We start from the raw sequence: 18847 nt of genomic DNA on the forward strand, positions 1-18847 counted from the left end.
GCCGCAGAGCATAGGAATGCGATCACCCGACCGTCAATGACTTTTCAGGCAACCGCATATCTATGCAAGTCTTGAGCTAGCGCGCCATCTCCTCCTTGAGCGCCGCCAGGAACGTGTCGACGTCCTCCTCCGTGGTGTCGAAGGAGCACATCCAGCGCACGACACCGGCGGCCTCGTCCCAGAAGTAGAACCGGAACCGCTTCTGCAGGCGCACGCTCACGTCGTGCGGGAGCCGGGCGAAGACGCCATTGGCCTGCACCGGGTAGAGGATCTCCACGCCGTGCACCGCGCGCACGCCCTCGGCCAGCCGCTGGGCCATCTCGTTGGCATGCCGGGCGTTGCGCAGCCACAGGTCCTTGGCGAGCAGCGCCTCCAGCTGCACCGACACGAAACGCATCTTGGAGGCGAGCTGCATGGACATCTTGCGCAGATGCTTCATGTGGCTGACGGCGTCCTGGTTGAGGACCACGACCGCCTCACCGAACACGGCGCCGTTCTTCGTCCCGCCGAGCGAGAGGAGGTCGACGCCGACCGCGTTGGTGAACGTTCGCATGGGCACGTTCAGGGACGCGGCCGCGTTGGCTATCCGGGAGCCGTCCAGGTGCACCTTCATGCCGTGCGCGTGGGCATGCTCGCAGATCGCCCGGATCTCCTCGGGCGTGTAGAGCGTGCCCAGCTCCGTGCTCTGGGTGATCGAGACGACCTGCGGCATCGCACGGTGCTCGTCCTCCCAGCCCCAGGCCTGCCGGTCGATCAGCTCGGGCGTGAGCTTGCCGTCGGGCGTGGGCACGGTGAGCAGCTTCAGGCCGCCCATGCGCTCGGGGGCGCCACCCTCGTCGACGTTGATGTGCGCGCTCTCGGCGCAGATCACCGCGCCCCAGCGGTCGGTGACCGCCTGGAGCGCGACGACGTTCGCGCCGGTGCCGTTGAAGACCGGAAAGGCCTCCGCGGTGGCCCCGAAGTGGCTGCGGACGATCCGCTGGAGGTTCTCCGTGTAGTCGTCCTCGCCGTACGCCACCTGGTGGCCGCCGTTGGCCAGGGCCAGGGCGGCCAGCACCTCCGGGTGCGCCCCCGCGTAGTTGTCACTGGCGAAACCGCGGATCTCCGGGTCGTGGTGGCGACGCGCGTCGGTCTTGGGAGGGTTCACGGCTTCTCGGTCAGCCACAGACGGTTTCCGTTCACTTCGGCGGCGGACTTGCTCCAGACGCCCTCGATGGCCTCGGCCAGATCCTTGACGTCCGTGAAGCCCGCGAATTTCGCGTTGGGGCGTTCGGCGCGCATCGCGTCGTGCACCAACGCCTTCACCACCAGGATCGCAGCCGCGGAGGTGGGACCCTCGGCGCCCTCGGAGATCCCCGCCTTGCGGAAGTAGTCGGCCATGGCCAGCGTCCACGCCTCGGCCGCCGCCTTGGCGGCGGAGTACGCGGCGTTGCCCGCGGTCGGGTTGCTCGCGCCGGCCGCGCTGATCAGGACGTACCGGCCGCGCTCGCTGCGCTGCAGCGCCTCGTGGAAGGCGAGGGAGGTGTGCTGCACGGTCTTGACGAGCAGCAGCTCCAGGAAGTCCCAGTCGTCGAGGCTGGTCTTCGTGAAGGTCTCGCTGCCGCGCCAGCCGCCGACCAGGTGCACAAGCCCGTCGATCCGGCCGAAGTCCTTCTCGATGTGGGTGGCCCAGTCCCTGGTCGACTGCAGGTCGAGCAGGTCCACCGTGTCGCCGGTGACGCTGGCGCCACCGGAGGCGTACCGGGCCGCGTCCACGGCCTCCGACAGCCGCTGCGGGTCGTTGTCCGCCCCGACGACGGTCGCCCCGGCCTCGGCCAGTCGCATCAGCGCCGCACGACCGGCGGGTCCGCCCGCGCCGGCCACCGCGATCACCGCACCGCTGAGAGCGCCGTTCCCCACCATGATCTTCCCCTCTGAAGCAGTGTTCTGGACGCGGTCGCTCACGCGGCGAGCCGCTCGACGCTGTCCGCCGTGATGCCCTTGGTCGAGGCGATCACATTCTTCAGCTTCTTGGACAGAGCCTCATAGAACATGCTCAGCGGAAACTCGTCCGGAAGCACGTCGTCCACGAGCTTGCGCGGCGGCTGGGAGAGGTCCAGGGCGTCGGGGCCCTTGGCCCACTTCGAGCCGGGGTGCGGGGCGAGGTAGGTGGCGACCAGCTCGTAGCCGGCGAACCAGTGCACGAGCTTCGGGCGGTCGATGCCGTCCTTGTAGAGCTTCTCGATCTCCGCGCACAGCTGGTTGGTGACCTGCGGGGCGCGCTCCCAGTCGACGGTGAGCTTGTTGTCGGTCCAGCGGATGACGTCGTGCTTGTGCAGGTAGGCGAAGAGCAGCTGGCCGCCGACGCCGTCGTAGTTGCGCACGCGGTCACCGGTGAGCGGGAAGCGGAACATGCGGTCGAAGAGCACCGCGTACTGCACGTCACGGGCCTGCGGGACGCCGTCCGCCTGGAGCTTCACGGCCTCCTTGAAGGCGGTGAGGTCACAGCGCAGCTCCTCCAGGCCGTACATCCAGAACGGCTGGCGCTGCTTGATCATGAACGGGTCGAACGGCAGGTCGCCGTGGCTGTGGGTGCGGTCGTGGACCATGTCCCACAGTACGAAGGCCTCCTCGCAGCGCTTCTGGTCGTGGACCATCGCGGCGATGTCCTCGGGCAGCTCCAGGCCGAGGATGTCGACGGCCGCGTCGGTGACCCGGCGGAAGCGGGCGGCCTCGCGGTCGCAGAAGATACCGCCCCAGGAGAACCGTTCCGGCGCCTCGCGCACGGCGATGGTCTCCGGGAAGAGGACGGCAGAGTTGGTGTCGTAGCCGGCCGTGAAGTCCTCGAACGTGATGCCGCAGAAGAGCGGGTTGTCGTACCGGGTGCGCTCGAGTTCGGCCAGCCAGTCAGGCCACACCATGCGCAGCACGACCGCCTCGAAATTGCGGTCCAGGTTGCCGTTCTGCGTGTACATCGGGAAGACGACCAGGTGCTGCAGGCCGTCCGCGCGGCCCGCCGCGGGCTGGAACGCCAGCAGGGAGTCCAGGAAGTCCGGCACCTGGAAACCGCCCTCGGCCCAGCGGCGCAGGTCCTTGACAAGGGCCTCGTGATAAGCGGCGTCGTGCGGGACCAGCGCGGAGAGCTGCTCGACCGCGTCGGCGACACAGCTCACGGCCGCCTCTGCCTCGGCCCGGCCCGGAGCGTCCTCGGCGTCGAAGTCGATCGACCCGTCCTTGGACTGCCATGGCCGGATCTGCTCCACGGCATCCTTGAGCACGGGCCAGGCCGGGTGCTCAACCACCCTGGTCAGCGAAGGAACCTGTCCCTCGGTAGCCGCCTGCACAAGAATTTCCGTCATGTCCCATCCTCCACAGGAGAACCTCGCGTCAGGACACCGTATGCATACCCCGTTTCTCCCAGCAAGAGTCAGCTCGGGAAATTATTCTGCCGAGCCGCATGAACACCGCTGTTTTTCCTGCATCAAACCGTGACGGCGGTCACTTTCGCCAGGACGGGCCGAGATCGCGGGGGCCATGAGGGCACCGATCGGATCCGGCCGGTCAATGTCGTGGGGACTCGCCCACGCCCGGGTGACCGCGGGGGCGGATACGAGCCAGGCGCCACACGCGTCGCACCCCGATCCGCCGCGCAGCCACGGGTTCATCGCGGGACCAGGCCATTAGGCTGCGACCCTGCCGCGCGGACGACGACGTTCCCGTCGCCCCCGCCGGCGCCGAGCCGCCGTCGACGGAAGCGAGTTGAACCTTGAACTTCCTTACCATCGGTCACCGCGGGGTCATGGGTGTCGAGCCCGAGAACACCCTCCGTTCCTTCGCTGCCGCGCAGCAGGCCGGCCTCGACCTGATCGAACTCGATCTCCATCTGAGCAAGGACGGCGCTTTGGTCGTCATGCACGACGCGGAGGTGGACCGCACGACCGACGGCACCGGCCCCATCGCCGAGAAGACCCTCGCGGAGCTGCGCGCCCTGGACGCGGGCCGCGGGGAGCGGGTGCCGGTCTTCGAAGAAGTCCTGGACGCGGTGAAGACTCCCCTGCAGGCGGAGATCAAGGACGTGGCGGCGGCCCGTGCGCTCGCCGAGGTCATGCACCGGCGGGACCTCCTCACCCGGGTCGAGGTGTCCTCGTTCCACGACGAGGCGATCGCCGAGATCGCCAGGCTGGTGCCGGGCGTGCGCACCGCGCTCATCGCGAGCAGCTACGGCACCGACGTGGTGGAGCGCGCCACCGGGGTGGGGGCCGCGGCGGTCTGTCTCAACATCCGCCGGCTGACCCTGGAGGTCGTCGAGCAGGCGCGGGCGGCCGATCTGAAGATCATCGGCTGGGTGGTCAACACGCAGGACCACCTGCGGCTCGTCCGCGCGCTCCAGCTGGACGGCGCGACGACCGACTACCCGGAGATCAAGCGCACGGGCCGCTTCACCGCCTGACCCGGCGCCCGATCTCCCGCATGATCGTCACACCAGCGGCTTGACCAGCAGCTCGAACTGGAGGTCGTCGCGCTGCGGGATTCCGAAGCGCTCGTCGCCGTACGGGAAGGGGGTCATCTTTCCCGTACGGCGGTAGCCGCGGCGCTCGTACCAGGCGATCAGGTCGTCACGGACCGAGATCACGGTCATGTGCATCTGGGTGACGCCCCAGGTCTCCCGGGCCCGCTGCTCCGCCTCGGCGATGACGACCTTGCCGAGGCCCGTGCCCTGCTGCGTGGGGCTGACCGCGAACATGCCGAAGTAGGCGTGGTCGCCGCGGTGTTCGAGCTGGCAGCAGGCGACGATCCGGCCGTCCTGCTCGACGGTGAGCAGCCGGCTGTCGGACGACTTGATGACCTGCAGCACGCCCTCCGGATCGGTCCGCTGTCCCTCCAGGATGTCCGCCTCGGTGGTCCACCCGACCCGGCTGGCGTCGCCCCGGTACGCCGACTCGATCAGCGCGACCAGTGCGTCCACATCGGCGTCGGTGGCCTCTCGGAACGTCGGTCCGGTGGCGGTGGTGTCCATGGGGGCGGTCTCCGATCTCGGGCGCGGTTGAGCCAGGGTTGAGGGTAACCCTGCCACTAGGCTCCGCATGCATGGTGCATGTACTCAGCAGTCGGACACTTCTGTGCCCCACCGACCCCGAGCGCTCCCGAGCGTTCTACGGGGAGCAGCTGGGCCTGGCCGTCTACCGAGAGTTCGGCACGGGCCCGGAACGCGGGACCGTCTACTTCCTGGGCGGTGGCTTCCTGGAGGTCTCCGGCCGCTCACCGACCCCGCCGTCCCCGCCGGTGCAGCTGTGGCTGCAGGTCGAGGACGTGGCCGGCGCGTACCAGGAGCTGCTGTCCAGCGGCGTCGAGATCGTACGGCCGCCGGTGAAGGAACCGTGGGGCCTGGTCGAGATGTGGATCGCCGACCCGGACGGACTCAAAATTGTTATCGTCGAGGTACCCGAAGATCACCCCATGCGCTACCGCCCAGGTATCTGATGGCCTGCCCGGACACAACAAAGCCCCGCTCACCGGGGGCGTGGGGACGCGTAGGTGAGCGGGGCTTCGTACCGCCCTCATACCCGCGGCGGGTTGCGGGTTGCCGTCGGGCGGGTCCTCGTCACGGCCGACAGGAGAGGCCAGGACGAGGAGCTTCGGACGCTGGCGGGGGGGAGGAGATTTTGCCGACCTCCACCCACCCCGCCGCGCCCTCCGCGGGCCGGACGCACAGACGTCCAGCACGCGGGTCTATGGGGTGGGCGCGAGGCCGTCAGCGAGCCGCGGAGTGAAGCGCCATCCCGTCTGCCGAACGACGCGGAATCGGTCGTGAGCCAGATTCTTTGCGTGGTGCTTCCTGGCCCACGCCTCCGCCTCGCTGACGTGCTCGATATCCAGGCCCTCCACGCATGAGGCGCATTCGACCCACCGTCGGGCCGGGAGGTCGTCGACGACGAGTCGCTCGTCACCAACCTCTGGATAGGCATAACTCTTCACGCCGGCAGTCATGTCGTCGCCCTCCCCTTGTGGTGCCGCGCCATCCTGACGTACAGGTCCGTCGCCCGCGACTGGTCGAATTCCTTGCAGCGTGGGTCCGAGGCAAGATCGATCGCGCGCTGCAGTGCCGCGCACTCCTTGCACCCCGGCTTCGGCTTCGGCGGCGTATACGTCGTCGGGTCCATGAGTTGAATTGGGACACCCTGAAGTGTTTTCAACGCCATCCGTGCACCTCCGCCACGTCGTCTTAGAGACGACACTAGGTAGGCGCCAGGAAAGGGTTCCACGAAGTTCTACAAGGTTCTACGCGACTTCAGCTGAGCGAGTCGATCGCCGACGAGACGAGGCTTCGAGCGTCGGCGCCGAACAGCGCGAGCGACGCCATTTCCTCGAATGCTCGGGAGTACATTGCGACTTCGCCCGGCGCCGCAACCGTGACAGCAGCCGTCAGCAGCTCGACGGACACGCGGTTCTCGTCGAACATCGTGAACGTCTCAAGGGTCCACATAGACCGCTCCCGGCTCGCCGGGATGATGCCGACCGAGACTGCTGGCAGAGCCATCACGGAGAGCAGATAGCCCAGTTGCCCTGCCATGACGGCAGGCTCGCCGACGACGTGGCGGAGGACGGACTCCTCCAGCAGGAAGGCGAACCGATGTCTGCCCTCACGGATGATGTACGAACGCTCCACCCGCGCGGCTGCTGCCTCCTCGACGTCGTCCGGTGTCCCGTGGACGCGCGCGATGTTGCCGAGCAGCGCAGCGGCGTACTCGTAGGTCTGGACGAATCCGGGGATCACGCTGGAGCTGTAGACGCGGAACGTCTTCGTGCGCTCATAGAGGGGTACGCGAGACTGCTGCAGTCGTCGCAACCCGGACCGCTGCACCCGGCGCCATTCCAGGTACATCGAGTCGGCCGTCCTGTTGGCCGCCAGTAGATCCGGGATCTGAGCCTCAGCGTCGCATGCGCGGCACCACGCCCGAATGTCGTCGTCCGACGGGGGCGTAGTGGCGCTCTGGAGGCGTGACACCTTCGAGGGCTGCCAGCCGGTACGAGCGGCAACCTCCCTACCCGACAGCCCCGCGTCACGGCGGATCTCACGGAGCTTCTCCGCGATGGCGCGGCGAGCCTCGTCGAGGGCGGCAGATGGGTAGGGAGATTGCATCGGTGGGCGGCGCTCAGATCCTGTAGTCGGCGTGCGGAATGGCGCGCTGCCAGACGGCCTCGAACGCTTCGGTGGCGCGCTTCACGACGTCTGGCGCGTCCGCCATGACGTCCTCGACGAACCGGCCGTCACCTGCGAAGAGGCTGAAGCGGACGATCCGGTCGTCGAAGATCCACAGATCGTTGCCTGGGAGGAGGAGGTCCGACGCCAGGCGCCGCGGGAGCCACCGAACGTCCTCGCCTGCCGCCAGGTTCTGCGGCGTGCACGAGTGCTCGTATCGGATGTACTCACTCACGGGCTCCGACACGACGCGGGCACGGCGCATGACCACTCCACGGCTCACGGCGTCGGCTACAGCGTCGTGGAAACCGTTCCACCACGGCGAGCGGTCGTCGAGGTTGTACTGGCGCCCTGCGCGCCAGGCTGCAAAGTCCTCGTCTTCCTCGACGACCCCGTAAACGTCGTGGGTCTCCAGATGGACGGCGGAGCGACGGCAGCCGGCGAGCAACTCAGCGAACGGCGGAACCGTCTGCGGCATCGAGCGCCTCCCTGATCTGCTGTGCCATCCGGGCAGGCAGCCTGATGACTGCCTCCGTGTCGGGAATGGGTCCCGTCACGAGGCACTGCGCCTGGAGAGCCTCGTCCGCCTTCCAACCCTGGAAAACAAACTCCTGCTTCTCCTCGTCGAGCCACACCGTAGGGCAGTGGTCGCCATTCGTCTCGGGGTCTTTCCCGAATGATCGTAGAGCCATGGTTGCCTCCGTCGGCACGCAGATTGCGCAATGTTCTACGACCATCGGGCCGACGAGTGCCAGCGTCAAGGGCGTCTGTGTCGTATGCGGACCGTTGGCCGGATCTAGCCGTCATGCGACGTCACCTGACGCACAACGCACGAAAGCCCCCGCCTGCGTGTTCGACTGGGACGCTCGGGATTGGCACAGCACGGCTTAGCGGCTTCAGGGTGACTTCTGAGGCGCCCTGCCCTCCCGGCCGGGGTTGCGCGCTGATATGAGGCGTTCAGTCCACCAAAGTCCGGGCATGGTACAGAACCTTATTGCCGCGTTCAGCCTGCTCATCGGCCTGGCAGGTCTGACGCTGACTTACGCAGCTCACCGGCAGAAGGGCCGGCAGGACAGTCAGACGGAGCTGAAGCTACGGGAGCGGAGAAGGATCGCACGGCGACAGCGAGAACGGCATCAGGCATCAATGATCAGCACGAATGTCGTGGGGCTCCGGCACACTCTGGACAGCAACTGGATCATCTGGACAGTCGAGATCGAGAACCGGTCCAACCAGCCAGTTCGGGACGTGTGCGTTTGCTTCCGCGGCGATGTAATCGGCGAATCGCCTCTTCTCGGCACCGGTGAGTGCGCCTTCCCACTGCCGCCCTCGGAGTCCGACGCGGCCGGCTACCAGATGCACATCACCGCCGATTTCACCGACGTCTCCGGGATTCGCTGGCGCCGCGAGGGTTACGGTGCCCTGCGACGCGCCCACCAAGGCGCCGACGGCTGGGAGGACCCGGAGCCCCCCGACATCCAATGGGTCGCGCCCCCGCCCGCTGGGGGAGTCCCGGGGTCGGGGCCGATGGCCAGGCGGGCGCCACGGCGACGGCGACGTGGCTGGGTCCTCCGGCCAGTGGCCGTGCTAGTTTCCGTGGTGCTCATTGCCGGAGGCGTGTGGTGGCTCCTCCACCACTAGCTGCCGTCCTTCAGGGCGGAACGTCTCACCCATGTTTTCCTCTCACGCACCTGTGGTGCGCTTCACGTTGATGGCCCTACGGGCCTCGTTCAGGTCGATGCGGACGGCTCGGGGGTTGTCCGGCGCGGGGTACTTCGTCAGACGTGGGCTCTTACTGGCTGCGCCGCGGACCGTCTCCTCAACCACGCCCAGGACGTCAGCTGCATCCCGATAGGGCACGAGGACGCGCGCAGGAGCGGCCGGGACGGGCTCCGCGGCCTCTTGCTGCGCCAGCCCCTGAACCGGCGCCTGCGGCTCCTCGACGGCCACCTCTGCCCGTGCCTTACGCGAGTGGACGAGGAGGCTACCGCCGAAGAACGCGCGCGCCGGTCATCCGGCGACGAGGACGCGGAGGGTCGTCGGAGGGTGCTCCAGGTCGAGGACGCTGGCCGTCGGCACTGTCGTTGCGGAGGTCGTAGAAGTCGTCGATGAGCGACTCCACGTCCATCCACTCCATGGCGTCGCCGTAGGCGTCGATGAGCGCGGCGCGGAGCTGCTGCTCATCCTTGAGGTTCTTGCACTCGCCCCAACGGTGGTCGTACATGAGGCGAGCACGCCCGCGCTTCTTACGACCGTCGCGGATGGCTTCGGCCTCTTCGTACGTGCGCTCTGCGACGGAGTCCTGCCCAGGGGCGAACATCGTCGTCGTTTCCAAATACCACGTCTGCGCGCCACGCTTCCTCTTGCGGAGGTTACGGGTCACGGTTGCGTACATGCGCCGCAGCTCAGGCGTGTTGTAGAGGTGGGTTTCGTCGAAGCAGACCCACGTTTCCTTACTGCCGTCCTTCGACGAGGACGAGGCGGTAGACGGCGTGATCTCTCCGCCGTCAGGGAGGATGATTCGGGTAAGTCCCACGTCGACGCCGGGGACTTGCGAGAGGGGCGACGCCTCGTCGGTCAGGTTGAAATGGATGGTGTCGAAGACGTTGCCGGTCTGGCCCTCCTCCGTCGCCATGATCCGGAGGTACGGGACCTTGACCGGTCGGCCCATCGGCTCGCCAGGCTCGTAGACGTACTCGAATCCCAGTCCCCACGGGTCGCGGTAGACCTCGCCGTCCTCTGCCCAGCCGGCGAAGCGGGCGGGGCCGAGGGCTTCGAAGAGGCCTGTGCGCGCGCCTAGTCCGCTCTTGTCACAGCCCTTGGGCCGGGAGAAGAACGCGGAGTCGTAGAGGAGACGGCCCTCGTCGTCATCGACGGCATAGCAGTCGACCACGAAGCCGGTGTATTCGTCGCCGTGACGTACAGGCTCGCCCTGGACGTCGCCAGGGCCGTGCACGACGAAGTGTTCCATCCATGCGACCGCTAGCCACCCAAGGGAGCGGTTGCGATCATGACCGGGGGCGCGCACAACAGCGCGCGGCATGAGACCACCTAACCGGCGGCCTCACAGCGGAGAGGGCTACCTCCCAGCCGCCCAGTAAATCCAGCCCAGTTCACGGGCGGGTGTGAATACGATCGTCTCCAGTGGCAGATTTTCGACCGTGAAACGGAGCTGTCCGGGACGGTCGCCGTAGTCAAGCGCCGTCAAGTTCTTACGGAAGATCGTCACTTTCTGGGTTTGCGACTCGAACAGCAGACGATTCGCTGTCTGGCGCTCCAGCGTGCCGACAAGCGGTTCGCGGCCATCGTTGAAGTGGAGGACCGCAGGTGCTGTGTTCCACTCGCGGTGATGCTGCGCACTGAACTCTTGGTACTCCGCCAACGTCATGTCCCCGGAGTCCGTCGACTGCCCGCGACGGCTCCGCCAGCGACTCAAGAACCCCATACCGCCCCCCTCCTCGTGGGGTGAGGGTACGCGTTCGCCCTGACGTTGCGTGGCGAACCTCCTCAGCCGGTCAGACGAGCGCGACGAGAGTTGATGTCGGTCACGCCGTCAGCGCGCTGTACGGGCTTCTGAGGGGCGTTCGTGGGGTCGTCGACCTTCGACTTCAGGCGCGCCCTGTCCTCCGGTGTGGCGCCGAATTTGGCGGCACGGAGGCGGACTTCAGAGGCGAACTCCCACCGGCCCTTTGCCCACATCGTGTGGTGCATGAGCGCTGTGTCAATCAGGAAGAGCCAGTCTGTGTCACCCAAGGTCTGCGCCATCGGGGACTTACGCCAGCCATCCCACCAGAGTTGCGTCATGGGGTGCCACTCGACGACTTGTCCGGAGTCCTCGTCGACCCCGAGAACGCCCTCCGGCAGCTCCGGACCGCGGAGTTCGTCATCGGGGGTGATGACCGTCTCCGGGTCGCTCGCGTTGCGTCGGCGTCGTTTCGATGGGTCCTTAGGTGCTGGTCCGCGGCCTGCCACCGGCCCTCCTTCCGTTCACCCGTGAACACGTGGACGCTCTGTAATCTCGCTGATACTCTTGGGGCGTTAAGTCCCTGTGTGGTTGCCCCGGCGGATTCCGTCAGTGTGGCGACCCCGGGAAGCTCCGCCTCAGATCCCGACGACTGCGGCAGAGTGAGGACTCCATGCGACCGCAGAGGGACCGCCAGGCTCAACCGCGCTAGCCACGCACCCACGAGACTCTGAGTCGTCGGGCAGGGAATCGGTTTTGACCAAGGAACGCTCATTGGTCAGACCGAGCCTGCCTACAACAGCCGGACTGACCACTCCAACTAGCGAGAGGTTCGACGGTCCGGATGGAACTCTATGGGTGGGCTGCCATGGTCGTGGCGTTCATCGGAGCCCTTGCCTGGATCCTCGTTGCAGCGCTGAGGAAGGTTCCCGTCGTGTGCCGCGAGGCAACAACGGCGGTACGTGCCGTGCGCAAGCTGCGTGACGAGATCAAGGGTCCCCAGATGCTGGAAATCATGGAGCCCCAGTCAGCCGACAAACCACGTCGCTGACATCCGCAAGAACTGACGGGGTGTCGCCATGTCGGCGCCCCGTCATTGCGATGTACCGGCCGGTCCCGTAGACCTCCACAGCCGTACCGTCGGGGCGTCGAATGCGCCGTCCCTGTCGGACGTCCGCGCGGCCCCAGATATGCAGTCCGTAGCCGGACGGGGACACCTCTACGTAGGTGGTGCCCGCATCGCGGAGGATGGCTGCAGCCCACGGGGCAAGGCGCCCGGTGAGCGGATTCAAACAGTGGTCCAGGTCGAGACAGACGATGTCGTCGACGTCCGAGAGGACGAAACCCAGACCGGCGCCGGCCGTCGAAGCGGCAGCGTCCTTGTGCGTGCTCCACGTACGCGGGTCCGTCGAGGAGGCCGCCATGCCGGCGACGGTCAACGGGCGTTTGTCCGCAGCACGTCGGACCCACCTGTCGCGGGTCGTCAGCTCGTCGGGGATCACACGCTTCTTCATCGCGCGGTGAAGCGCTACGCGGCACCGGGTGGAGCACGTGCGGGCGTCGGCTCGCGCGACGATAGGCATGTCGCCTTCGCAGTGCGCGCACTGACGCTCCGTCTTCATCATGGCTCCGTTGTAGGTGCGGCGTGTAACACTTACAAGGCTCTGACCTGCGAATTAAATATCCGTCAGACCAAGCGGCGAGTAACACTTACGGCCTAGGTCGGTGCTCAGGTGCCCCTAGAAGGCCCTGTTCGGGCACCTCTGGGGCCGCGAGCCGGCGGAGGTGAAAGCGCGTCTCCAGATCCCCCAGACCCGTACAGAGCGCGAGGCCCAGCACCTGAACGGTCAGGAAATGGGGCCGGAGGGGGTTACCCCCCTGGTCCAGGACCTGGTTGGGCGGCTGGCTGCTGCGCTCGTGGTCTGAGGTTGCCGGAAGCGCCCGGCCGCTACCCGGAGCGAGCCCACTGGGACGCCTCCGCACAGGAGGCCGCCGGACTCTCGACGTCCGTCAGTGGGCTAACGCGCACTCGCAGGGCTCCACTCGACGACATAACGCCTCGTGGAGGCTTGCCCATGTGGCCCGCGCTCAGCCCCATCTACGCCGCCCTCTGCTGTGTGGCACTCCCGTGCCTCACCATCGTGACCCTCGTGTGCGTAGCACTACGAGGCACGGCACCCGCCGATAGGCCCGACGTCCTCCGCAGTTTGGCCAACCTCGTACGCGCGTGGCCGGAAGCACCGCAGTTCTGGCGCCCACGATGATGCTTCGTCGAACTACACCCGAACCGTCGTGAGTTGGGGTATCGTAGAACTAGCAGGGTCTTTCCGCACCTCAACGCACCGCATGTAGGTCGCCTTGAGGAACCGCCGGAGTTGACTCGGCTCTCCCGGCTGCGGCCGGTCCCGCGATGCAACATGGTTTTAGTAGTGGTCTTTCCGGACCTCAACGTACCGTCACCAGACGGGTGCGATGGACGCGGGCGTTGTGCTTTGGCAGATAGTTGTCTGTCAGCGTTGAGGTTCGCTGACAGTCAGCATTCCTCCACGCGGGCAGCCGTATCGTTGTGGAGGAGACCATCGTGTGGGGCCCGCTCGCTGAGTTCGTTTCTGCTTCGCCGTGGGTAGTGCTTGCCGTGCTACTTCTACTGGCATGCACGTACCTGGCATCGCTTGTTGTCAGTCTGCGCGGCTCAGAGGCTCGTGAGCGGGCGGAGATCATCCGCGCGCTGGCTGACTTTTGGAAGCGCCGTTGACGTCAGCCCTGGCCGATGCTGCTGATGTGATCCATTCGAACCGTGTGCACCTTCGTTGACACGGAGATCTGAAGGTAGTCGGGGTACACGATGCTGCCCGCGGGGAAGGCGGGCGACGTCGTGGTGTAGGCCAGCGTTCCTGTGAGCGTCTGGCCTCCGATCAGGTTGACGGCTGCTGTCTGGCCGTTCAGCGCCACGGCGTGGCTGCGGATGGCGTTCTCGGTGTCCGGGGTCATCGGGTCTCCAAGTTGTAGGTGCGGACCGCAAACGGGTTGCGGCCGTCGACCGGTGTGGGACGCTGCTCGGGGCGTCGGCCGTCATCGTCGATGTCGTGACGCTCGCGATAGAGCCCAGCGCCCCCGCCGATCGTCCCTGGGCCGTTGCCGCCCCCGGCGTCGGTGCCACGGTTGCCGCCCACGAGGGGCGCGGAGGGCGCCGGCGTCTGGGACGCGAGCAGCGACACGAACGCGTCAGCGCTCGTGCTGAGTTCGTCGGGGGTGTCGCCGCGCAGGTACACGCACGCTTCCGGTGTGAGCCCCTTGGGCTGCCCGGCAGCGAGCTGAGCGGGTGTTGGTTCCATGGTTATCCTTCGGTCAGTAAGAGAGTTCGGGGGTACGCTCCGCGCCGGTCGGAGCCGGGGCGGCAGATTCAGGGATCGCCGTCACGTGCGGGCTGTAGTCGAGCAGAGGGCCGTGGTCGTCGTGACTGACGGGTTCCGTCGCTGCCGTGACCTCGGCTGCGAAGTAGTCGAGCGAGGCGGGTACGTAGGCGCTACCCGCAGTCGCCAACCACAGGACGTAGGCCTCCGTGTAACGCTGAGAGCGCATCACCTCCAGCGCGAAGGCAGGCACGTCGATCAGGCGCGTGCGGACTTCGCCGTATCCCTCGTTCCTCCAGCGACTCACCTTGCGGCGCTCGTCGTCCATGCCGGCGGGGGTGCCCGGACGCAGGCGCGGGAGGAGCAACTCCCACTGAGCGGCACGGACCATCGTGATGTCGTCGACGAGGCCCTGAAGACGTCCCCACGTCTCCACAACGGCGCCTCCGGCCTTGATGGCAGCGTCCGCGGTCCGCACGTGACCGAGCGTCTCCGCGGCCGCCCTGACGTTGCTGAGGATCTCCTCCAGGCGCGTGCCGAGGTGCTCCAGGGCGCCGGAGGAGTACGTCATGCGAGTGTCCCACGCGAGGAGTTCCGTGGACTCCTTCGCCCGTTCACGGGCGAGCCTCTCCGCCTCCCACGCGGACGCATCGGCGTATGCCTTGGCGGCGTCCCGGCCGATGTTCGCCGGCCACTTGCCGTCAGCCTGAAAGGCGTTCACAGCGTCGTTGATCACGCTGTCCCGTGCGGCGTCGGGTGGCATGCCACGGGGGTGCTCCCGCAGCCGCTTCCGCGCCTCGTCGAGCAACCGCTCCGTGCGCTCGATCTCCGGGACGACAGCAAGGGCCACCGTGAGTTCGGGGTTTGTGGTCATGGTGATTCCTCTCTGGTCATGAACGTGGCGACCGTCGTTGGTTGCCACGCTGGGGAGCGCTTCATCAGCTCAGTCCGCGTCGCACGTCGGACCCGCTCCCGCTCGCGCGCCGGCGCGCGGTTCGCGTGATAGCGGGCTCGTCTACGGGAGTTCACACACCCGCGGCACACGCCGCGCAGGAAGTCGGCACAGCTCGGATCGACGTGGAAGTTCGATCGCGTCCGCGCGAGCACTCGCCCGCATTCAGAGCATGGAAGCGAGCCGGATGACGGCACGTCAAGGTGGGTCATGATCTCTCCGTGTTGGTATCGGTGGTCACCTTCTCGCGGAGACGGGGACAAAAAAGGCGCCGCCCGAAGGCAGCGCCAAAGATCGATTTGAGGTCCGGCGACGGAGCGCAGGGCTGCGGAGTGAGGAAGGAGGAACCTCGCTCAACGTGGCCGGCTCAACGTCGCCGTACCTACGCGCCGCCGAGAGGATGAGCAGCGCAGTGGACGGGAGGAGCCGCAGCCAAGTGCTCGCGAAACTTCCCCCCTACTGTGGTTATGGGGGAAGGGTTTGGCGTAAGCGATCTTGGCTTTCCGGCGACCTGCGACTTCCCGAAAAGCTACAAACGATCCTTGTGTGATCTTTACCTTCAGGTCGTCGGGCGCGGCGGATTCTGAGGCAGCTACGCTGCGTAGTCAAGCCTCTTCCGTGTCGACCCGGGAGGCGAGACGGCTCGAAATGGCCACAGGTGCCCCTGAGGGGCCACAAAGGGCTCGCTGACCCCTGACGCCCGGAGGCGGCGAACGGCCGCGAGAGGGGCCTTCGAGGGTTGTCTCGCGGGCTCCCTGGCTCGACACCTCCCCGTCCGTCTCCGTCAGGGGCGGCTCGACGTCCTCCCCGGACAGAGTTGAGCCAGAATGCCAAACTAACCCCTACTTCCAAGCCTCTTCCTAACGCGTTAGAAAGAGTTAGAAGTAAGGGCCGAAAATGTCCAGCCGCAGGTCAGAGGGTATGCAATTTGCCAACTACCGCGAAGGAGGCCGCCGGACGACGAAGGCGGCGACTGCCGACATCTGGACATAAGGGACGGAATAATCCTATCCGCTTCCATCAAGGGTCCCCGGAATGCACGGAGACCCGCCTCCAGCCGATGCCGGGGGCAGGTCTTCCGTTACGGATAGTGATGTCAGGCGGCAACGGGGAGGATGCCGAAGAGGCCACCAAAGGCGTGCACCGTCGCGCAGCCGGAGCAGACGCTCGTGGTCCACGTGTCCCCTGCGAGCACCGGGGCCGCCTCGTTGTCGTCTTCTCCACAGTGACCGCACCGGTTCGTGGGCTCGTAGGTGTAGAGGAAGGCGGCGTCACCGACGAACATGTCCTCCCGCTGCGCTTCGACGCCCAGAACGACAGAGGGCGTCCAGTCGAGCCACGTCGGGGCGAGCGCCACGCCGACGCAGTCTCGGACGTCATAGTCCATCGACGTGGCAATGCGAGCGGGAGCCTGGAGGCGGCCGGCGACGTCGAAGGCGAATGCGGTGAGGTCAGGGGCCCGCTGCTTCCGCCAAGATTCCGCGGGCCCTTTGCCTTGCCTGCGTCCTTGTGGCCACAAAGCTAGTCCGATTGTGGCCACAAGCGCAAGCCCTTGAGTCCTTGATTTTGTGGCCACAAGAGCGCTACCGTCTCGGCATGGACGTCGAAGAGAGCGAATACGACAAAGCCAGGCGCGTGCGCATGCCCGACGACGAGTGGGAGCCGTTGCTCCAGGCAGCACAGGCCGTACATCCGGAGGGACGGAGTCCCCGAGGGCGCGTCATCAGAGAGTTCGTGCGTTGGTACCTGCGTCGGCCTGGCGCCAGGCTCCCAGAGCGACCACCCGCGGGCCCATGGAGCACACCCCCGCAGACATGAGAAAGCCCCGCCAGTTGGCGGGGCTATTTCGCGTGGGACGTTGGCTAGGCTGCGCGCCCGGCGCGCAGCGCCTCGACGGAGTCCGCGATAGCCGCGTCCGCGTCCTTGCCGTCGACGAGGCGGTGCGGTCGGCCGTGAGGGCCCTGGCGGCGTCACCCAGAGCCCTCCATCAGTGCTATCAACCCGTGACGTTAGAGACCTTCCTGATAGGCCACGTCGTCCAACGAGTCCTGTTCGAGGTCTTCGTGTTGGCCAACCTCGAACTGAAAGCGGGATTCATCGACAGTGTGCTTGCCGCCCGTCCTCCCCTGGCTCACTGTCATCAGGGCACCAGCGTCCAGAAGCATCCGGCGTTTGCTGGTGTCGTCCTTCGCGGTCCACACGTCGGCGTACGTACGCCCCGTGTGAACAACCTCGGTCATCGGGGGCCGACGAGGCGTCGCCTCCAGCTCAGCAAGTCGACTCTCCAACGCGTTGGCCTTTTCTTCCCAGAGCCGACGTCCCGCCTCCGACCGGAATCGGCCGGACTGCTTCATGTGTTCTTCCAACTCCCCTGACACTTCGTTGATCTCGGGTCCAGGGTCGTAACCCGCGATCTTGCGAGTCTCGATGACCTCCCACGTACCGACGCGCTGCAGGAACGAACGCGCGGCGTACTCCTCGGCCCACTCGGCCTTGATGGTCGCTGGTGCCTCGCACTTGCGGCCCAGTGTGGCGGCCCGGCAACCGTAGACGTTCGTCTTCCGCTTTCCGGACGCCTTCGTGTAGTACATGCGCCCACCGCACCCCGCACAGTGGATGACGCGGAGGAGGAGAGCGTTCGTGTCGCGCCTCGTTGGTGGTGCCGTGTCTCGCTTCCTGGCGTCCAGAAGCGCGCCCACGTTGTCGAACTCCTCCCGCGTCAGGATGGGCGTTGCAGACGCCAGGACGGGCCGGCCTGAGCTGTCACGGACGGGCACGCCGCCATGGACTTTCTGCCCCATGATCGCGGGTGAGCGGAGTAGGGCGTTGATAGTCGAGGCACCCCATTTGAAGCGCGGCACGGTAGACCCACGCTCATATGCCTTACCTCCCGTCTTTCCGCCTGTTTCCCGCCCTTGCTTGATAGCCCAATGGTCGCGCGGACTAGGAATCGGAGGCTCTTCGGTGTTCAGCTCGACGGCTATGGATGTCGGACTCGCGCCCTCGTCCTCCACAAGAGTGCGGATGATTCGCTCGATGACCTTGACAGCATCCGGGTCCGGGACGAGTGTCTTCCCTGCCCCATCGGGCATCGGAGCCGGCATGTACGGATAGGGAGGTCGCGCACCACGCCACCGAAGAGACATTCCGCGAATGGCCTCCGAAGCCCCCTGCACACGCTCGTGGATGGCTTGCGCCTCCATCTGTGCCGCAAAGGCGAGAAGCGTGACCATGATTTCTGCGATGGGGTCGAGCGGGTTACGGAAGTCGAGGGTCAGCATCCCCCCGGGCCCCTCTGCAAAGACGAGCATCTTTCGATACATGCGCGCCCACTTGGCCAGTTCGTGCATGTCGGCCATCGAACGTACCGCGCGGTCGAGCCGCCACCACAGAATGGCGTCGAAGCGAGACGGCTCCTCCAGCCACCGGCCCAGCTCCGGCCGGTCGAACGGTGTCGTTCGCGACGCCGACACGTCCAAGTCCTCTGCTTCGCCGACGATCCGCGCATTGAGAGCCCGTGCCGATCGTTCGTTCGCCTCACGCTGGCGTTTGGGTGAAGTTGTCTCGTCGGTACGCACGCTGAGCCTGATCGCTGACAGCGCTTCGAGCTGCTCGCTACCCAAGAGAACAGTCATGAGTGGCTACAGTAGCCAATAACTGAGTCACTGTGGTCTGGAGACCCGGACGGCACCCGGATCGCACTGGTGGAGGTGCCGTCGGACCATCCGCTGCGGTACCGGCCCGGGATCTAGGGGTGCCTGGAGGCCCGTGTCGCCTGCTTGATCCGGAAGGCACCCCTAGGGCCAATGCCGTTGCGTTACGGGCTTGCGGGTTGGGGTCTTGTGATGAGGACGGTTTGAGGTCCAGTGCCGGTCGGCTGTGGCCAGGCGCGGTGTTCA

Annotated in this window: 21 protein-coding genes and 2 pseudogenes; 4 read left to right on the forward strand and 19 right to left on the reverse strand. The window is 66.6% G+C overall.

Annotated elements, in window-relative coordinates; all coding sequences use genetic code 11:
- Positions 1-76: 76 nt before the first annotated feature.
- Genes ACIRU3_RS31355 through ACIRU3_RS31365 form a run of 3 tightly spaced genes read right to left on the reverse strand, consistent with a single transcriptional unit; the run spans position 77 to position 3338 of the window.
- Positions 77-1147, reverse strand: a complete 1071-nt coding sequence (locus tag ACIRU3_RS31355) for a threonine aldolase family protein (RefSeq protein ID WP_404063273.1) — start codon at positions 1145-1147, stop codon at positions 77-79.
- A complete protein-coding gene (locus ACIRU3_RS31360; RefSeq protein ID WP_404063343.1) occupies positions 1144-1899 on the reverse strand; it encodes an SDR family NAD(P)-dependent oxidoreductase in 756 nt (251 codons plus the stop codon). The genes ACIRU3_RS31355 and ACIRU3_RS31360 overlap by 4 nt, the downstream gene beginning before the upstream one ends.
- A 41-nt stretch (positions 1900-1940) precedes the next feature.
- On the reverse strand, positions 1941-3338 hold the full coding sequence (locus ACIRU3_RS31365) for a DUF6421 family protein (RefSeq protein WP_404063276.1): 1398 nt from the start codon (positions 3336-3338) through the stop codon (positions 1941-1943).
- Between the two features lie 407 nt (positions 3339-3745).
- Here ACIRU3_RS31365 and ACIRU3_RS31370 point away from each other — a divergent pair, with 407 nt between their 5' ends.
- On the forward strand, positions 3746-4429 hold the full coding sequence (locus tag ACIRU3_RS31370) for a glycerophosphodiester phosphodiesterase (protein WP_404063279.1): 684 nt from the start codon (positions 3746-3748) through the stop codon (positions 4427-4429).
- A 27-nt stretch (positions 4430-4456) separates the two neighbouring features.
- Here the strand turns inward: ACIRU3_RS31370 and ACIRU3_RS31375 are convergent, their stop codons facing one another.
- Positions 4457-4996, reverse strand: a complete 540-nt coding sequence (locus ACIRU3_RS31375) for a GNAT family N-acetyltransferase (protein ID WP_404063282.1) — start codon at positions 4994-4996, stop codon at positions 4457-4459.
- A 71-nt stretch (positions 4997-5067) separates the two neighbouring features.
- On the opposite strand from ACIRU3_RS31375, the gene ACIRU3_RS31380 reads away from it, so the two are divergent.
- A complete protein-coding gene (locus tag ACIRU3_RS31380) occupies positions 5068-5460 on the forward strand; it encodes a VOC family protein (protein ID WP_404063284.1) in 393 nt (130 codons plus the stop codon).
- Positions 5461-5709: 249 nt separating this feature from the next.
- On the opposite strand, the gene ACIRU3_RS31385 is transcribed toward ACIRU3_RS31380, so the two are convergent.
- The 5 genes and pseudogenes from ACIRU3_RS31385 to ACIRU3_RS31405 all read right to left on the reverse strand — a co-directional run bounded on the left by ACIRU3_RS31385 (position 5710) and on the right by ACIRU3_RS31405 (position 7941).
- On the reverse strand, positions 5710-5967 hold the full coding sequence (locus ACIRU3_RS31385; RefSeq protein ID WP_404063287.1) for a hypothetical protein: 258 nt from the start codon (positions 5965-5967) through the stop codon (positions 5710-5712).
- A gap of 301 nt (positions 5968-6268) precedes the next feature.
- Positions 6269-6862: a DUF5753 domain-containing protein gene (locus ACIRU3_RS31390; RefSeq protein WP_404063345.1), complete on the reverse strand. Its 594-nt coding sequence runs from the start codon at positions 6860-6862 to the stop codon at positions 6269-6271.
- Positions 6863-6919: 57 nt separating this feature from the next.
- Positions 6920-7120: pseudogene (locus tag ACIRU3_RS31395) on the reverse strand (helix-turn-helix domain-containing protein); the annotation flags it as partial.
- 13 nt (positions 7121-7133) lie between these two features.
- Positions 7134-7658, reverse strand: a complete 525-nt coding sequence (locus ACIRU3_RS31400) for a DUF6879 family protein (RefSeq protein ID WP_404063289.1) — start codon at positions 7656-7658, stop codon at positions 7134-7136.
- Complete coding sequence (locus tag ACIRU3_RS31405) at positions 7630-7941, reverse strand: hypothetical protein (protein WP_404063291.1); 312 nt, start codon at positions 7939-7941, stop codon at positions 7630-7632. The genes ACIRU3_RS31400 and ACIRU3_RS31405 overlap by 29 nt, the downstream gene beginning before the upstream one ends.
- A 217-nt stretch (positions 7942-8158) precedes the next feature.
- On the opposite strand from ACIRU3_RS31405, the gene ACIRU3_RS31410 reads away from it, so the two are divergent.
- Complete coding sequence (locus ACIRU3_RS31410; protein ID WP_404063294.1) at positions 8159-8821, forward strand: hypothetical protein; 663 nt, start codon at positions 8159-8161, stop codon at positions 8819-8821.
- 42 nt (positions 8822-8863) lie between these two features.
- Here ACIRU3_RS31410 and ACIRU3_RS31415 read toward each other — a convergent pair whose 3' ends face one another.
- From ACIRU3_RS31415 to ACIRU3_RS31460, 10 genes are all read right to left on the reverse strand, one after another.
- Positions 8864-9130 (reverse strand): hypothetical protein, encoded by a 267-nt coding sequence (locus tag ACIRU3_RS31415; RefSeq protein ID WP_404063297.1) that lies wholly within the window; start codon positions 9128-9130, stop codon positions 8864-8866.
- 34 nt (positions 9131-9164) lie between these two features.
- The gene (locus ACIRU3_RS31420; RefSeq protein ID WP_404063300.1) at positions 9165-10151 is read right to left on the reverse strand and encodes a hypothetical protein; all 987 of its coding nucleotides are present in this window, start codon (positions 10149-10151) and stop codon (positions 9165-9167) included.
- A gap of 108 nt (positions 10152-10259) precedes the next feature.
- On the reverse strand, positions 10260-10568 hold the full coding sequence (locus ACIRU3_RS31425; protein ID WP_404063303.1) for a hypothetical protein: 309 nt from the start codon (positions 10566-10568) through the stop codon (positions 10260-10262).
- Positions 10569-10687: 119 nt separating this feature from the next.
- Positions 10688-11152 carry a hypothetical protein gene (locus tag ACIRU3_RS31430; RefSeq protein WP_404063306.1) on the reverse strand — a complete coding sequence of 155 codons (465 nt, stop codon included), beginning with the start codon at positions 11150-11152 and terminating at the stop codon, positions 10688-10690.
- A 504-nt stretch (positions 11153-11656) separates the two neighbouring features.
- Positions 11657-12268: a bifunctional DNA primase/polymerase gene (locus ACIRU3_RS31435; protein WP_404063309.1), complete on the reverse strand. Its 612-nt coding sequence runs from the start codon at positions 12266-12268 to the stop codon at positions 11657-11659.
- 1132 nt (positions 12269-13400) lie between these two features.
- Positions 13401-13634, reverse strand: coding sequence for a hypothetical protein (locus tag ACIRU3_RS31440; RefSeq protein WP_404063312.1), 234 nt, complete (start codon positions 13632-13634; stop codon positions 13401-13403).
- Positions 13631-13978: a hypothetical protein gene (locus tag ACIRU3_RS31445; protein ID WP_404063315.1), complete on the reverse strand. Its 348-nt coding sequence runs from the start codon at positions 13976-13978 to the stop codon at positions 13631-13633. The genes ACIRU3_RS31440 and ACIRU3_RS31445 overlap by 4 nt, the downstream gene beginning before the upstream one ends.
- 13 nt (positions 13979-13991) lie before the next feature.
- A complete protein-coding gene (locus ACIRU3_RS31450; protein ID WP_404063318.1) occupies positions 13992-14870 on the reverse strand; it encodes a hypothetical protein in 879 nt (292 codons plus the stop codon).
- Between the two features lie 1174 nt (positions 14871-16044).
- Positions 16045-16335: a hypothetical protein gene (locus ACIRU3_RS31455; protein ID WP_404063320.1), complete on the reverse strand. Its 291-nt coding sequence runs from the start codon at positions 16333-16335 to the stop codon at positions 16045-16047.
- A 622-nt stretch (positions 16336-16957) separates the two neighbouring features.
- Positions 16958-18583, reverse strand: coding sequence for a recombinase family protein (locus ACIRU3_RS31460; protein WP_404063323.1), 1626 nt, complete (start codon positions 18581-18583; stop codon positions 16958-16960).
- Between the two features lie 30 nt (positions 18584-18613).
- On the opposite strand from ACIRU3_RS31460, the pseudogene ACIRU3_RS31465 reads away from it, so the two are divergent.
- A pseudogene (locus ACIRU3_RS31465) lies at positions 18614-18700 on the forward strand (VOC family protein); the annotation flags it as partial.
- Positions 18701-18847: the final 147 nt, after the last annotated feature.

This window comes from Streptomyces sp. NPDC101151, from assembly GCF_044768335.1.
Classification (GTDB): Bacteria; Actinomycetota; Actinomycetes; order Streptomycetales; family Streptomycetaceae; genus Streptomyces.